Source organism: Xanthomonas sp. NCPPB 3570 (assembly GCF_056725115.1).
Window position 1 is genome coordinate 331,961 of record NZ_CM161513.1, and the last position, 13,239, is coordinate 345,199.

General features: G+C 70.8%; 15 protein-coding genes. 10 read left to right on the forward strand and 5 right to left on the reverse strand.

The window, feature by feature from the left end; translation table 11 throughout:
* Positions 1 to 151: 151 nt before the first annotated feature.
* Positions 152 to 1,051 carry a helix-turn-helix domain-containing protein gene (locus AC1PLR_RS01455; RefSeq protein WP_481102425.1) on the reverse strand — a complete coding sequence of 300 codons (900 nt, stop codon included), beginning with the start codon at positions 1,049 to 1,051 and terminating at the stop codon, positions 152 to 154.
* Positions 1,052 to 1,144: 93 nt separating this feature from the next.
* Between AC1PLR_RS01455 and pobA the strand changes: the two genes are divergently transcribed.
* Positions 1,145 to 2,323 (forward strand): 4-hydroxybenzoate 3-monooxygenase, encoded by a 1,179-nt coding sequence (gene pobA / locus AC1PLR_RS01460; protein WP_481102426.1) that lies wholly within the window; start codon positions 1,145 to 1,147, stop codon positions 2,321 to 2,323.
* A 226-nt stretch (positions 2,324 to 2,549) separates the two neighbouring features.
* On the opposite strand, the gene AC1PLR_RS01465 is transcribed toward pobA, so the two are convergent.
* The gene (locus tag AC1PLR_RS01465; protein WP_481102427.1) at positions 2,550 to 2,741 is read right to left on the reverse strand and encodes a hypothetical protein; all 192 of its coding nucleotides are present in this window, start codon (positions 2,739 to 2,741) and stop codon (positions 2,550 to 2,552) included.
* Positions 2,742 to 2,771: 30 nt separating this feature from the next.
* On the opposite strand from AC1PLR_RS01465, the gene AC1PLR_RS01470 reads away from it, so the two are divergent.
* Positions 2,772 to 3,260: a nuclear transport factor 2 family protein gene (locus AC1PLR_RS01470; protein WP_420008592.1), complete on the forward strand. Its 489-nt coding sequence runs from the start codon at positions 2,772 to 2,774 to the stop codon at positions 3,258 to 3,260.
* An 87-nt stretch (positions 3,261 to 3,347) separates the two neighbouring features.
* Here the strand turns inward: AC1PLR_RS01470 and AC1PLR_RS01475 are convergent, their stop codons facing one another.
* From AC1PLR_RS01475 to AC1PLR_RS01485, 3 genes are read right to left on the reverse strand one after another with little or no spacing between them, the layout of a single operon-like run.
* Positions 3,348 to 4,331: a PDR/VanB family oxidoreductase gene (locus AC1PLR_RS01475; protein ID WP_481102428.1), complete on the reverse strand. Its 984-nt coding sequence runs from the start codon at positions 4,329 to 4,331 to the stop codon at positions 3,348 to 3,350.
* Between the two features lie 52 nt (positions 4,332 to 4,383).
* The gene (locus AC1PLR_RS01480; RefSeq protein ID WP_420008594.1) at positions 4,384 to 5,133 is read right to left on the reverse strand and encodes a GntR family transcriptional regulator; all 750 of its coding nucleotides are present in this window, start codon (positions 5,131 to 5,133) and stop codon (positions 4,384 to 4,386) included.
* A 29-nt stretch (positions 5,134 to 5,162) separates the two neighbouring features.
* Positions 5,163 to 6,239 carry an aromatic ring-hydroxylating dioxygenase subunit alpha gene (locus AC1PLR_RS01485; RefSeq protein ID WP_481102429.1) on the reverse strand — a complete coding sequence of 359 codons (1,077 nt, stop codon included), beginning with the start codon at positions 6,237 to 6,239 and terminating at the stop codon, positions 5,163 to 5,165.
* A gap of 327 nt (positions 6,240 to 6,566) precedes the next feature.
* Here AC1PLR_RS01485 and AC1PLR_RS01490 point away from each other — a divergent pair, with 327 nt between their 5' ends.
* The 8 genes from AC1PLR_RS01490 (at position 6,567) to pcaC (ending at position 13,230) form a co-directional block, all read left to right on the forward strand.
* On the forward strand, positions 6,567 to 7,256 hold the full coding sequence (locus AC1PLR_RS01490) for a 3-oxoacid CoA-transferase subunit A (protein ID WP_481102430.1): 690 nt from the start codon (positions 6,567 to 6,569) through the stop codon (positions 7,254 to 7,256).
* Positions 7,244 to 7,915, forward strand: a complete 672-nt coding sequence (locus AC1PLR_RS01495; RefSeq protein ID WP_481102431.1) for a 3-oxoacid CoA-transferase subunit B — start codon at positions 7,244 to 7,246, stop codon at positions 7,913 to 7,915. The genes AC1PLR_RS01490 and AC1PLR_RS01495 overlap by 13 nt, the downstream gene beginning before the upstream one ends.
* Positions 7,912 to 9,120 (forward strand): 3-oxoadipyl-CoA thiolase, encoded by a 1,209-nt coding sequence (gene pcaF / locus AC1PLR_RS01500; protein WP_481102432.1) that lies wholly within the window; start codon positions 7,912 to 7,914, stop codon positions 9,118 to 9,120. The genes AC1PLR_RS01495 and pcaF overlap by 4 nt, the downstream gene beginning before the upstream one ends.
* Positions 9,121 to 9,206: 86 nt before the next feature.
* Positions 9,207 to 9,926 carry a protocatechuate 3,4-dioxygenase subunit beta gene (gene pcaH, locus AC1PLR_RS01505; RefSeq protein WP_017908147.1) on the forward strand — a complete coding sequence of 240 codons (720 nt, stop codon included), beginning with the start codon at positions 9,207 to 9,209 and terminating at the stop codon, positions 9,924 to 9,926.
* 4 nt (positions 9,927 to 9,930) lie between these two features.
* The gene (gene pcaG / locus AC1PLR_RS01510; protein ID WP_481102433.1) at positions 9,931 to 10,488 is read left to right on the forward strand and encodes a protocatechuate 3,4-dioxygenase subunit alpha; all 558 of its coding nucleotides are present in this window, start codon (positions 9,931 to 9,933) and stop codon (positions 10,486 to 10,488) included.
* Positions 10,489 to 10,554: 66 nt separating this feature from the next.
* Positions 10,555 to 11,907: a 3-carboxy-cis,cis-muconate cycloisomerase gene (locus AC1PLR_RS01515; RefSeq protein ID WP_481102434.1), complete on the forward strand. Its 1,353-nt coding sequence runs from the start codon at positions 10,555 to 10,557 to the stop codon at positions 11,905 to 11,907.
* Positions 11,908 to 12,018: 111 nt separating this feature from the next.
* Positions 12,019 to 12,798 carry a 3-oxoadipate enol-lactonase gene (pcaD, locus tag AC1PLR_RS01520; protein ID WP_481102435.1) on the forward strand — a complete coding sequence of 260 codons (780 nt, stop codon included), beginning with the start codon at positions 12,019 to 12,021 and terminating at the stop codon, positions 12,796 to 12,798.
* A gap of 39 nt (positions 12,799 to 12,837) precedes the next feature.
* Positions 12,838 to 13,230, forward strand: coding sequence for a 4-carboxymuconolactone decarboxylase (pcaC, locus tag AC1PLR_RS01525; RefSeq protein ID WP_019799518.1), 393 nt, complete (start codon positions 12,838 to 12,840; stop codon positions 13,228 to 13,230).
* The last annotated feature ends 9 nt before the right edge of the window (positions 13,231 to 13,239 follow it).

Here is a 13,239-nt window from a genome sequence, read left to right on the forward strand (position 1 = left end):
CAGTCCCGACGCCTCTGCGGCGACTCGCCATTGCCGCTGCGTTCGTCGCGGCTGAAGCCGCTCCTACACCGGACGACGCCGGTATCTCCCTGTAAGTCCTTGTAGGAGCGGCTTCAGCCGCGACCGGGCCGTCCCGACGAACCCCACGCGTTCACCCCTGCGCCCGCTGCCGGAACTGCATCGGCGAACATCCGGCGTGCCGGCGGAAGCAGCGGCTGAAATACGCCGCATCCGCATAGCCCAGCACTTCGGCGAGTTGTTGCACGGTCAAGGTGGTGTAGACCAGGCTGCGCCGCGCTTCGAGCATGATCCGGCGTTGCAGCAGTTCCAGTGCCGAGGCGCCGGCCAGGCGCCGGCACAGCGCGTTGAGATGGCTGCGGCTCAGTCCGAGCCGGTCGGCATAGCGGGCCAGCGGCCAGTGTTCGCGGTAATGCGCGTCGATCAACGCCGTGTAGGCACGCACATGGCGCGCGCCGCGGTCGGCGTCGTGCGGATCGGCGTGGGCCTGCGCCAGTGCGCCGCGCGCCGCCCACAGCAGGGCCTGCGTCGCCAGCGCCTGCAGCATCGGCTCGCGGCCGGGGCGGCGCTGCGCGTGCTCGACGGCGATGGCGGTGAAGCAGGCGTCGAGCATCGGTTGCTGGTCGCCGGCGGGCAGGCACACCGGCTGCGCCAGCGCCTCGTCCAGGCTCGGCCATTGCGCCGCCAGGCGCTGCCGCAGCGGCGCCGACACGGTCACGATGTGGCCGCGCACGTTGCGCTGGAAGCGAAAGCCGTGCACGCACAGCGGCGGCAACAGCAGCAGGCATGGTCCGCGCAGGCGCTGCTGCGTTCCGTCCAAGTGCAGGCCGGCGCTGCCGCGCTGCAGATACAGCAGTTGCAGCAGATCGTCGTGGCGGTGCGGGCGGATGTGCCAGTCGTGCAGGCGGCTGCGCGCGGCGATGGATTCCCAGTGCAACAGGTCTGGTGTCTCGCGGTCGCCGGTCTCGCCGTACAGGCGGAAGGCCGGGACCGTGACGGGCGAAGTGGCGGCAGCTGAAGCGGTACGGGGCATCGGCGAAAAGTACCGGAATCGGTCGCAATGATCCATGTCCTCGGCGCGCCGCAGCCGGAACACTGTGCGTCGGTCCCATCCTGCGGAGGACGCATGCGTACCCAGGTCGCCATCGTCGGTGCCGGCCCGGCCGGACTGCTGCTCGGGCAGTTGCTGCACGGCCACGGCATCGACACCGTCATCGTCGAGCGGCAGACGCCCGAGCACGTGCTGTCGCGCATCCGCGCCGGTGTGCTGGAGCAGGGCACCGCCGACCTGCTGTGCGCCGCCGGTGCCGGCGCGCGCATGCAGCGCGAAGGCATCGTCCACCATGGCTTCGAGCTGGCGCTGGAGCAGCGGCGCGAACGCATCGAGCTGAGCGCGGCGACCGGTGGCCGTGCGGTCACCGTCTACGGCCAGACCGAAGTGACCCGCGACCTGATGGACGCACGCCGTGCCGCCGGGGCCACCACGCTCTATTCCGTCGAGGACGTGCAGCTGCACGACATCGACGGGCCGCAGCCTTGGCTGAGTTTCGTGCAGGAGGGCGCCACGCAGCGCCTGGATTGCGACTACGTGGTCGGCTGCGATGGTTTCCACGGGGTCAGCCGCCGCGCGATCCCGGCCGAGGTGCTGCGCGTGTACGAGCGGGTCTATCCGTTCGGCTGGCTGGGCGTGCTGGCCGACACCCCGCCGGTGGCAGACGAACTGATCTATGCGCGCAACGCACGCGGCTTCGCCCTGTGCAGCATGCGCTCGCCCACCCGCACCCGTTACTACGTGCAGGTGGCGGCGGAAGAGCGGGTGGAGGACTGGTCGGACGATCGCTTCTGGGACGAATTGCGCCGGCGCCTGCCCGACGACGTGGCGCAGGCGCTGGTCACCGGCCCGTCGCTGGAGAAGAGCATCGCGCCGCTGCGCAGCTACGTCGCCGAGCCCATGCAGTACGGCCGCCTGTTCCTGGCCGGCGATGCCGCGCACATCGTGCCGCCGACCGGCGCCAAGGGGTTGAACTTGGCGGCCGGCGATGTCGGCCTGCTCGCGCACCTGTTCGCGCAGGCGCAGCAGGAGCGCAGCGAGGCGCCGCTGCAGCGCTATTCGGAACTGGCGCTGCAACGCGTGTGGAAGGCCGAGCGCTTCTCCTGGTGGATGACCACGATGCTGCATCGCTTCCCGGACGAGGACGCGTTCAGCCGCCGCCTGCACGATGCGGAGTTGGACTACCTGCTTGGCAGCGCCGCCGGTCGCGCGACCATTGCCGAGAATTACGCGGGGCTGCCGTTGGCGGTTTAGAGCGGGGATTGGTGAGTCGGGATTAGGGATTGGCAAAGCCGCGCCCCAAGGTCCCCTGCGCACGTCGATCGTGTCCTTCTCCGCATTCTTCCAATCCCGAATTCCGAATCCCCACCTAGACAGGAGAGTCGTCGATCATTGTGATCGATGACGGCGATCAAGCGCGCCGATGGATGAGGGTGCAGAGCGCCAACACATCGCGGCGCCATGCACTGCACGCGAACCTTCAGGTGCGTGTTACCGCGCCATTTCTGATATCGAGGTAACTGTGGCGATTCTCCCAGACCAGGAAAAAAGCCGGTAAATCCGCCGATTTTTCGCGGTTTTCTGGATTGCGCAAGGGCTGCACGTTGCTACGCTGCAGCCGCGCCGGTGCGCTCGTTGCCGCGCATCGCGGCAGCGCGGCGTCATCGCGCATTCCCCCTGTTCCCCCATCGGAGCGTCTTCCATGAAGATCCGTTTTCAGGCCTGTCTGCTGGCGCTGCTGCTTGCGCTTCCCGCCGCGTCCGCGTTCGCGCAGACCGCGGTCACCGCCAATCCCAACCACGAACAGCTGCTGCATGGCGAGGACTGGCGCACCACCGCCAACAAGCGCCTGGTCTACGACTTCTGGCGCATCGTGTTCGAAGCCGGGCACACCGAATATGCGCCGATGTACATGGCCAAGGACTACATCCAGCACAACCCCAACGTGGCCAATGGCCGCGATGCGTTCCTGGCGTTCCTGACCTCCTTCGTCAAGCCGACGCCGATCCAGCCGCGCGTCCAGTTGCCCCTGGTCGCGATCCTGGCCGAGGGCGACTACGTGACCCTGGTGTCGGTGCGCACGCTGCCCGATCCCAAGGACGCCAGCAAGACCTACACCACCACCTGGTTCGACATGTTCCGCATCCAGAACGGCAAGATCCAGGAGCATTGGGACGCGGCGACCAAGTGAGGTCGCGTCGCGCGCGTTGATCGCCGGCAGGCGTCGTCCACCCGGGTGGACGGCGCCTGCGCGCTGAGAGGGGGATGCGCGCAGGCGTCAGAACGCGTCGGCGCGGTAGCCCGTGTCGATGCTGACGCTGCCGCCGAGCGCACGCGAGACGCAGGCGCACAGCTTGCGGTTGCTGTGGCGCTGTTCGTCGCTGAGGAACACGTCGCGGTGGTCCAGCGGGGCGGCCGCATCCAGCACTTCGACCACGCACAGGCCGCATTCGCCGCGGCGACAGTCGGCCATGACTTCCACGCCGGCCGCGCTCAGCGCGTCCAGCAGCGATTCGTTCTCGGCCACCTGCACGGTCTTGCCCAGCGCCGGCACCTGCACCACGAACGGCTGCGCCGGCGCGTTGCCGCTGTTGCCGAAGGTCTCGAAGTGCAGGCGCGCGCGGGCGCGGCCGTCGTCGCGCCAGCGTTGCCGCAGTTCGTCCAGCAGCGGCAGCGGCCCGCAGGCGTAGACGTCGGCGTTGCGCGGCCATTGCGCGATGTGCGCCGCCAGCTCGAGCTGGCCGAGATGCTCCGGGCAGAACAGCTGCAGGCGCTCGCCGAGCAGGTCCTGCAAATGCTCCAGATAGGCCATGCTCGCACGGCTGCGGCCGGCGTAGAGCACCTGGAACGGGATGCGCCCGCGTGCCAGCCGCTGCGCCATGCCCAGGATCGGGGTGATGCCGATGCCGCCGGCGACCAGCACGATGTGCTCGGCGGTCTCGTCCAGCGCGAAGTGGTTGTTGGGCGAGGAAACTTCCAATTGATCACCCGGCGCCAGCGCCCACATCGCACGCGAACCGCCGCGGCTGTCCGGCACTGCGCGCACCGCGATGCGGTAGTGGCCGTCGGCGGCCGGCTCGCCGACCAGCGAGTAGGAGCGCTCGTGCCAGGCGTCACCGATGCGCACGCGCACGTCGAGATGGCTGCCCACGGTGAACGGGCGGCTGGCGGGGCCCGGATCGAGCACGATCTCGCGCACGTCCTGGCACGGCGTGGCGACGGCGACGATGCGGGCGGTGGTCCACTGGGTGTCTTTGCGCATGGCGGGATCCGGCAGGCGGGAAGGGGAGGCGGGAAGGCGGCGTACGCCGCAATCAGGCGGGCGGACGGCGCCGCAGCAGGCGGCTGCCGGGAATCTGTCCCAGTGCGTTCTGGTCGTGCAGGGCGTGGTGCGCGTTGCGCTGCGCCAGCCGCGCGTGTTCGCGCATCAAGGCTTCGGCGCGTGCGCCTTCGCGGCGCACGATCGCATCCAGCACCTGGCGGTGCTGGTCCTGCGCGATCGACAGCACGGTGGCGGCCTGGCCGCGCTCGAGCACGAAGCTGCTGGGCGAGGCGAACGGCAGTTGCGCGACGCGCGCGAACTCGCGCGAGAGCAGCGCACTGCCGGCCATCTCGAACAGCAAGGCGTGCCACTGCGCATTGCAGTCCACATAGCGGGCAAAGGCATCCTCGCTCAGCGGTCGCGTCGCCAGGACGGCGTCGATCTGCGCCAGCAACGCCTGCGCCCGCGCCAGCAAGGCCGGCTCGGCGCCGCGCTCGGCGGCGCGGCGCGCGGCCAGGCCTTCCAGGGTGCCGCGCAGTTCGATGGCGTCGTCCACGTCCGCTTCGTCGAACGCCTGCACCGCGTAGCCGCCGCCACGCAGCGGCTGCACCAGGCCTTCCTCGGCCAGTCGCTGCAGGGCGGCGCGCACCGGCGTGCGCGAGACGCCCAGCCGCTCCACCAGGGCGACCTCGGACAGGCGTTCGCCGGCGGGCAGGGCGCCGGCCAGGATCAGCTCGCGCACTTCCAGCAGGGCGCGGGTGGTCTGCGCGGCACTGGAGCGGAACGGATGCGCGGCGGACATGGCGATGGCTCCTGGATCCTGGCGGCGGTTCATCCGACCATGCGCAGCTGCAGGTCCTGGCTGCGCTGCTCGGCGGCGACCATGCGTTCGATCAGCCGCCGCGCCCACATGCCGCCGGCATCGACGTTGAGGTTGTAGAACACATGGTCCGGATGCGCGTCGATGGCGCGTTGTTGCGCTTCCAGCACCAGTTCGTCCTCGCCGAACACGCCGGTGACGCCGTCGCGCAGGCGCGTGGTGATCGATTGCTCGTGCAGCGAGTGGTTGCGCACGAACGCCCAGAAGTAGTGGCAGGTACGGTCGGTTTCCGGGGTGATGGTGTTGAGCACGTAGCCGTTGACCCCGCGCGAGCGATCGCCCTGCGGCGCGCCGCTGCCGGCCACCGCCACGCCGACGTCGATGGCGATGGTGCAGGGCGCCTCGAAGCGAATGATCTGCCAGCGGTCGACCTTGCCGCGGTAGCCGTGCGCGTGTTCGATCTGCCAGGCCCAGAACGGCGGCGGGTCGATGTCCAGCATCCAGCGCGACACCACCGTGCTGCGTTCGCCGTGGACCACGTCGAACGGCGCCTCGGCGACCTCGTCCTGGCCGATGCTGGAGCCGTGCACGAAGGTCTCGTGGGTCAGGTCCATCAGGTTGTCCAGCACCAGCCGGTAGTCGCACTTGACGTGGATGGTGCGGCCGTCGCCGGCCCAGGCCGGGTCGTCGTTCCAGTGCAGGTCCGGCACCAGTGCGGGATCGGCCAGCGCCGCATCGCCCGGCCATACCCAGACGTAGCGGTGCCGTTCCACGGTAGGGAAGCGGCGCACGCAGGCGGACGGATTGATCGTGTCCTGCGAGGGCATGTGCACGCAGCGCCCGTTCGCGTCGTAGACCAGGCCGTGGTAGCCGCAGACCACGTCGTCGCCGCGCAGCCGGCCCATCGACAGCGGCACCAGGCGGTGCCAGCAGGCGTCCTCGAGCGCGGCGACGCGGCCGCTGCTGGTGCGGTACAGCACGAGGTCCAGATTGCACACCTTGCGCGGCAGCAGCGCGTGCTTGACCTCGTGATCCCAGGCGATGGCGTACCAGGCATTGAGCGGAAATGCCGGAGCGGACGACTGCATGGCGGCGACCTCGATTGTGTATACAACAGGCTGGGGAAGATCCTTGCGTGTTGCGGGCCGATGGCGAATGCGCAATGCCATCGCGCCGTCGCCCGATGCGGGGCGACGGCGGAATGTATACAACAGAGCAGGACCGGCGCGCCGTTGCCATGGCGTTAAATTGTTCGTTTATCGAACTATGCATCCGATAATCGGATTGACCGCCCGCCGGAGCGGGCCTAACGTGGCCTCCCGAAGCGACCTGGAGGAGGATGTCGTGGCAGACCCCGTAATGCGCCTGCGCCCCTGTGCGCTGCGCCCCTGGCCGGCGACGGCGGAGCGGCGCCGATGATCGACAAGACCCTGGACTCGTGCGCTGCGGCGGTGGTCGACATCCACGATGGCGCCACGGTGATGATCGGCGGCTTCGGCACCGCGGGCATGCCCGATGCGCTGATCGATGCGCTGATCGCGCAGGGCGCGCGCGAACTCACCATCGTCAACAACAACGCCGGCAACGGCGAGACCGGGCTGGCTGCGCTGATCAAGCACAAGCGCGTGCGCAAGATCGTGTGCTCGTTCCCGCGGCAGAGCGACTCGCAGCACTTCGACGCGGCCTACCGCGCCGGCGAGCTGGAACTGGAACTGGTGCCGCAGGGCAACCTGGCCGCGCGCATCCATGCGGCCGGCAATGGCCTGGGCGCGATCTTCACCCCGACCGGCTACGGCACCGAGCTGGCCGCCGGCAAGGAGACCCGCGAGATCGACGGCCGCCACTACGTGCTGGAGTATCCGATCCGCGCCGACTTCGCGCTGATCAAGGCGCATCACGGCGACCGCTGGGGCAACCTGGTGTACCGCAAGACCGCGCGCAACTTCGGCCCGCTGATGGCGATGGCCGCGACCTGCGCGATCGTGCAGGTAGAGCAAGTGGTGGAACTCGGCGCGCTGGACCCGGAAGCGGTGGTGACGCCGGGCATCTTCGTGCAACGCGTGGTGGCGGTGGCCACCGCACAGGAGGGCGCATGCACGCATTGACCGGGCGCGGCATCGACCGCAACGCGCTGGCCGCACGGGTGGCGCGCGACATCCCCGAGGGCGCCTACGTCAACCTGGGCATCGGCCTGCCGACCGCGGTGGCCAACTTCCTGCCGGCGGACAAGGAGATCTTCCTGCACAGCGAGAACGGCCTGCTCGGCATGGGGCCGGCGCCGCCGCCGGGGCAGGAGGACCTGGACCTGATCAACGCCGGCAAGCAGCCGGTGACGCTGCTGACCGGCGGCTGCTATTTCCACCACGCCGACTCGTTCGCGATGATGCGCAGCGGGCGCCTGGACGTGTGCGTGCTCGGCGCGTTCCAGGTGTCGGTGCACGGCGACCTGGCCAACTGGAGCACCGGCGCGGCCGATGCGATCCCCGCGGTCGGCGGTGCGATGGATCTGGCGATCGGCGCCAAGCAGGTCTACGTGATGATGGAACTGCTGACCAAGCGCGGCGAACCCAAGCTGGTCGACGCGTGCAGCTATCCGTTGACCGGGCTGCGCTGCGTGTCGCGGGTGTACACCGACCTGGGCGTGTTCGCGCTGGGGCCGGACGGCGCGCGCGTGCTCGAACTGGTCCCGGGCGTGAGCCTGGACGACCTGCGCCAGGCCACCGGGCTGGCGCTGACCCTGGCCGATTCCACGGAGGCGGCATGAGCGAGGCCTACATCATCGACGGCATTCGCACGCCGATCGGCCGCTACGGCGGCGCCCTGGCCGGGGTACGCGCGGACGACCTCGGCGCCGTGCCGCTACAGACGCTGCTGGCGCGGCAGCCGCAGCTGGATCCGGCGCAACTCGACGACGTCTACCTGGGCTGCGCCAACCAGGCCGGCGAGGACAACCGCAACGTCGCGCGCATGAGCCTGCTGTTGGCGGGCCTGCCGTTCAGCGTGCCGGGCAGCACGGTCAACCGCCTGTGCGGTTCCGGCCTTGATGCGATCGGCACCGTCGCGCGCGGCATCCGCGCCGGCGAGCTGGGCCTGGCCATCGCCGGCGGCGTCGAGTCGATGTCGCGCGCGCCGTGGGTGATGGGCAAGGCCGACAGCGCCTTCGCCCGAAACCAGCAGCTCGAAGACACCACCATGGGCTGGCGCTTCGTCAATCCGAAGCTGCAGCAACTGTATGGCGTGGAGCTGATGGGCGAGACCGCCGAGAACGTGGCCGCACGCTACGGCATCTCGCGCGAGGACCAGGACGCCTTCGCCCTGCGCAGCCAGCATCGCACCGCCGCCGCGCAGGCCGCCGGCTTCTTCGACGGCGAGATCGTGCCGGTGACCGCCCCGGGAAGGAAGCGCGGCGAGACCGTCGAGGTCCGCATCGACGAGCATCCGCGCGCCGACACCACACTCGAGGCGCTGGCCAGGCTCAAGCCGATCTTCCGCCAGCCTGGCACGGTCACTGCCGGCAATGCCTCGGGCATCAACGATGGTGCCGCCGCGCTGCTGCTGGCCAGCGACGCGCAGGTGCAGGCGCTGGGCCTGACGCCGCGCGCACGCGTGCTGGGCTTCGCCAGCGCCGGCGTGGAGCCGGCCTACATGGGCATCGGCCCGGTGCCGGCCACGCGCAAGCTGCTGGCGCGGCTGGGGCTGTCCATCGGCGACTTCGATGCGATCGAACTCAACGAAGCCTTCGCCGCGCAGGGCCTGGCCTGCCTGCGCGAACTCGGCGTCGCCGACGATGCCGCGCACGTCAACGCCAACGGCGGCGCGATCGCGCTCGGCCATCCGCTGGGCATGAGCGGTGCGCGCCTCGCCCTGACCCTGCTGCGCCAGCTCGAGGCCAGCGGTGGCCGCCGCGGCCTGGCGACCATGTGCATCGGCGTCGGCCAGGGCGTGGCGCTGGCGATCGAGCGGCTGTAGCCGCTCGCCCCATCGACGCTGCGCCCCGCACGCCTGCATCATCCTTCCAGCCAACCGGCTCCGCGTGGAGCCAGCGAGACCGCACGATGCGCGACGACACCCCCATCGATCCCCTGCTCGGCTATCGGCGCCCGTACCCCGGGACGCAGCCGGCCTATTTGCACCCGCCCTACGCCTCCACCGGCGCACGCGGCCCGACCCGCGACCCGATCGCGATCCCGCTGACCCTGTCCGAAGCCACCGGCCCGACCCTGGACCGCACCACCCTCGGCGAACACGCCGCCGATCTCACCGCCGGTTTCCCCGGTGCGCCGCTGGGCGAGCGCATCATCGTCAGCGGGCGCCTGCTCGACGAGAACGGCAAGCCGGTGCGCAACAGCGTGGTCGAGGTGTGGCAGTGCAACGCCGCCGGCCGCTACCTGCACGCCGGCGACCAGCACGATGCGCCGCTGGATCCCAACTTCACCGGTACCGGTCAGGTGCTGACCGACGACCACGGCCGCTACCGCTTCACCACCATCAAGCCCGGCGCCTATCCGTGGCGCAACCACTACAACGCCTGGCGCCCGGCGCACATCCATTTCTCGCTGCACGGCGACGGCATCGGCCAGCGCCTGGTCACGCAGATGTATTTCCCTGGCGACCCGCTGCTGGCGTTCGACCCGATCTTCAACTGCGTGGAGGACCCCAAGGCGCGCGAGCGCATGGTCTCCGCGTTCGACTGGGAGACCACCGCCAACGAGTTCGCGCTGGGATACCGTTTCGACATCGTCCTGCGCGGACGCAAGCAGACCCCTTGGGAGTGAGGCGATGAGTTTCCAGGCAACCCCTTCGCAGACGGTCGGCCCCTACTACCGCATTGGGCTGGAGCCGCTGTACCGCACCGAGATCGCGCCGGCGCAGGCGCAGGGCACCCACGTGGAGATCGTCGGCAGCGTCTTCGACGGCAACGGCGTGCCGGTCGGCGATGCGCTGCTGGAGATCTGGCAGGCCGATGCCGCCGGCATCTACGACCATGCCGCCGATCCGCGCCGCGGCGAACACGATCCGGCCTTCCACGGCTGGGGCCGGGTACCGACCGACGCGCAGGGCCGCTTCGCGTTTCGCACGATCAAGCCCGGGCGCGTCGCCGGGCCCAAGGGCCTGCAGGCGCCGCACCTGGTGGTGCTGGTGTTCATGCGCGGCCTGCTGCGCGCCGCGCCGACACGGCTGTACTTCGGCGACGACGACCTGGACGGCGACGCGATCCTGGCGCAGGTGCCGGCCGAGCGCCGCGCCACCCTGGTCGCGCAACCGCTGGCGGCGCATCGCTACCAGTGGGACGTGCGCATGCAGGGCGAGCACGAGACCGTGTTCTTTCGCTACTGAGCGCGGCGACATCCCGCACAGGCCGCAGCGGTTACGCTGCATGATCCCTCCACCGCCTACGAACCGATGAGCGTCTCCGAGTCCCTGTTGCGTCCGCTGTTCGGCGATCCGGCCGTCGATGCGCTGTTCGACGACCGCGCCCGCCTGCAGGCCATGCTCGACGTGGAAGCGGCGCTGGCGCGCGCGCAGGCACGCTGCGGCGTGATCCCGGCCGACGCGGTGGCGCCGATCGCCGCCGCCTGCGATGCCGCGCGCTACGACCTGCCGGCGCTGGCCGCCGCCACCGCGTTGGCCGGCAATCCGGCGATCCCGCTGGTCAAGGCGCTCACCGCGCAGGTCGCCGCCGCCGATGAAGACGCCGCGCGCTGGGTGCACTGGGGCGCGACCAGCCAGGACATCATCGACAGCGGCGCGGTGCTGCAGCTGCGTGCCGCGCTCGACCATGTGGAAGCGCAACTGGACGCGCTGTGCACGGCGTTGGCGGCACTGGCGCAGCGCGAGCGCGACACCGGCCTGCCCGGGCGCACCCTGTTGCAGCAGGCGGTGCCGGTGACCTTCGGACTGAAGGCTGCCGGCTGGCTGGACGCGCTGCAGCGCAGCCGCCGGCGCCTGCAGGCGCTGCGCGAGGACGCCCTGGTGCTGCAGTTTGGCGGCGCCGCCGGCACGCTGGCCGCGCTGCAGTCGCAGGGCCTGGCGGTCGCCGAGGCGCTGGCGGCGGAGTTGCGCCTGCCGTTGCCGGCGCTGCCCTGGCACGCGGCGCGCGACCGGATCGGCGAGATCGGCGCGGCGTTCGCGCTGCTCGCCGGCAGCCTCGGCAAGATCGGTCGCGACGTCGCCCTGCTGATGCAGTCGGAAGTGGCCGAGGCGTTCGAGCCGGCGGCGGCGGGCAAGGGCGGCTCCTCGGCGATGCCGCACAAGCGCAATCCGGTCGGCTGCGTGGTCGCGATCGCCGCGGCCACGCGCGCGCCCGGCCTGCTCGCGACCCTGTTCGCGGCGTTGCCGCAGGAACACGAGCGCGCGGTCGGCGGCTGGCATGCCGAATGGGAGACTCTGCCGGAACTGGTGCGTCTGAGCGCCGGCAGCCTGGCGCAGGTGCGGGTGCTGGCCGAGGGCCTGGAACTGGACCGCGCGCGCATGGCCGCGCATCTGGACAGCCACGGCGGCCTGCTCTACGCCGAGGCGGTGGCGGTGACCCTGGCCGCGCACCTGGGCAAGGCCGCCGCGCATGCGCTGGTGGAAACGGCGGTGCGTCGTGCGCTGGCCACGCAGCAGCATTTGCGCGCGGTGCTGGCCGAGGAGCCGCAGGTGACCGCGGTGCTGGCGCCGGCGCAACTGGATGCGCTGTTCGCCAGCGACAGCTGGCGCGGCATGGCCGCGGTGTGGATCGAGCGCGTGCTCGCCGCGCAGTCGCGCGGGTGAGGCGCCGCGCCGTGCCTGTCTGCCGCAGTGTCGGCGACACGTTCTAGACTTGTCGGTGCCGCGCGGTTCCGTGCCGCCGTGGCCCCTTCCACTTCCCTGCGAGCGCCGCCCATGCCCATCCTCGACCTGCCCACGCATCGTCTGCATTACCGCATCGACGGCAGCGAAGGCCGTCCGTGGCTGACCCTGTGCAACTCGCTCGGCACCGACCTGCACATGTGGGATGCGCAGATCGCCGCGCTGTCGCCGCACTTCCGCGTGCTGCGCTACGACCGTCGCGGCCATGGCGCGTCCACCACCCCGCCGGCGCCCTATGCCATCGCCGACCTCGGCGGCGACGTGGCGGCGCTCTGGGATGCGCTGTCGATCGAGCGCAGCCATTTCTGCGGCCTGTCGATCGGCGGGCTGACCGGGCAGTGGCTGGGCCTGCACGCGGGCGAGCGCCTGCTCAGCCTCGCCCTGTGCGCTACCGCGGCCAAAATCGGCAGCGCCGAGAGCTGGCAGGCGCGCATCGAGCAAGTGCGCGCCGAGGGCCTGGCGCCGCTGTGCGACGGCACCCGCACGCGCTGGTTCACCGCGGCCTTCGCCGAGGCGCAGCCGGCGACCGTCGAGGCGATCCTGGAGAGTTTCCGCGCCACCGATGCGCAGGCCTACATCGGCTGCTGCCAGGCGCTGGCCGAGGCCGACTTCCGCGCGCGCCTGGGCGAGATCCGCGTGCCGGTGCTGGCCGTGGCCGGCCATGACGACCCGGTGTGCCCGCCGGCCGATCTGCAGGCCATCGCCGCGCAGGTGGCGAACGGCGAGTGCGCCGAGGTGCACGGCCGCCACCTGTGCAATGTCGAGTCGCCGCACGCCTTCAACGACGCGCTGCTGCGCTTCCTGCTGCAGTAGTCAGCGCCCGCTTTTCCCCACGTTTCAGGAGTCGCCCCGATGCACGAGAACGAACGCTACGCCGCCGGCCTGCAGGTGCGCCGCGCGGTGCTCGGCGATGCCCACGTCGACCGCTCGCTGGCCGCACGCACGCCGTTCACCGAGGAATTCCAGGAGTTCATCACCCGCACCGCCTGGGGCACGGTGTGGACCCGCGAGGGCCTGCCGCGGCACACGCGCTCGCTGCTGACCCTGGCGATGATGGTGGCGCGCGGCCACGACGAAGAATTCAAGCTGCACGTGCGCGCCGCGCGCAACAACGGCGTCAGCGCCGACGAGATCAAGGAAGTGCTGCTGCAGGCCGCGATCTATTGCGGCGTGCCCGCGGCCAACCACGCCTTCGCCCTGGCCGCGCCGATCCTGGCCGAGCAGGCTGCCGAAGGCGGCGCATAGCGCGCGCCG

Excerpts from the sequence above, each read along its gene's own strand:
- pcaC (WP_019799518.1), top strand. The coding sequence starts at position 12,838 with ATGCACGAGAACGAACGCTACGCCGCCGGCCTGCAGGTGCGCCGCGCG.
- AC1PLR_RS01455 (WP_481102425.1), bottom strand. The coding sequence starts at position 1,051 with ATGCCCCGTACCGCTTCAGCTGCCGCCACTTCGCCCGTCACGGTCCCG.
- AC1PLR_RS01485 (WP_481102429.1), bottom strand. The coding sequence starts at position 6,239 with ATGCAGTCGTCCGCTCCGGCATTTCCGCTCAATGCCTGGTACGCCATC.
- AC1PLR_RS01470 (WP_420008592.1), top strand. The coding sequence starts at position 2,772 with ATGAAGATCCGTTTTCAGGCCTGTCTGCTGGCGCTGCTGCTTGCGCTT.
- pcaH (WP_017908147.1), top strand. The coding sequence starts at position 9,207 with ATGCGCGACGACACCCCCATCGATCCCCTGCTCGGCTATCGGCGCCCG.
- pcaG (WP_481102433.1), top strand. The coding sequence starts at position 9,931 with ATGAGTTTCCAGGCAACCCCTTCGCAGACGGTCGGCCCCTACTACCGC.
- pcaF (WP_481102432.1), top strand. The coding sequence starts at position 7,912 with ATGAGCGAGGCCTACATCATCGACGGCATTCGCACGCCGATCGGCCGC.
- AC1PLR_RS01495 (WP_481102431.1), top strand. The coding sequence starts at position 7,244 with ATGCACGCATTGACCGGGCGCGGCATCGACCGCAACGCGCTGGCCGCA.
- AC1PLR_RS01490 (WP_481102430.1), top strand. The coding sequence starts at position 6,567 with ATGATCGACAAGACCCTGGACTCGTGCGCTGCGGCGGTGGTCGACATC.
- AC1PLR_RS01465 (WP_481102427.1), bottom strand. The coding sequence starts at position 2,741 with ATGCGCGATGACGCCGCGCTGCCGCGATGCGCGGCAACGAGCGCACCG.
- pcaD (WP_481102435.1), top strand. The coding sequence starts at position 12,019 with ATGCCCATCCTCGACCTGCCCACGCATCGTCTGCATTACCGCATCGAC.
- pobA (WP_481102426.1), top strand. The coding sequence starts at position 1,145 with ATGCGTACCCAGGTCGCCATCGTCGGTGCCGGCCCGGCCGGACTGCTG.
- AC1PLR_RS01475 (WP_481102428.1), bottom strand. The coding sequence starts at position 4,331 with ATGCGCAAAGACACCCAGTGGACCACCGCCCGCATCGTCGCCGTCGCC.
- AC1PLR_RS01515 (WP_481102434.1), top strand. The coding sequence starts at position 10,555 with ATGAGCGTCTCCGAGTCCCTGTTGCGTCCGCTGTTCGGCGATCCGGCC.
- AC1PLR_RS01480 (WP_420008594.1), bottom strand. The coding sequence starts at position 5,133 with ATGTCCGCCGCGCATCCGTTCCGCTCCAGTGCCGCGCAGACCACCCGC.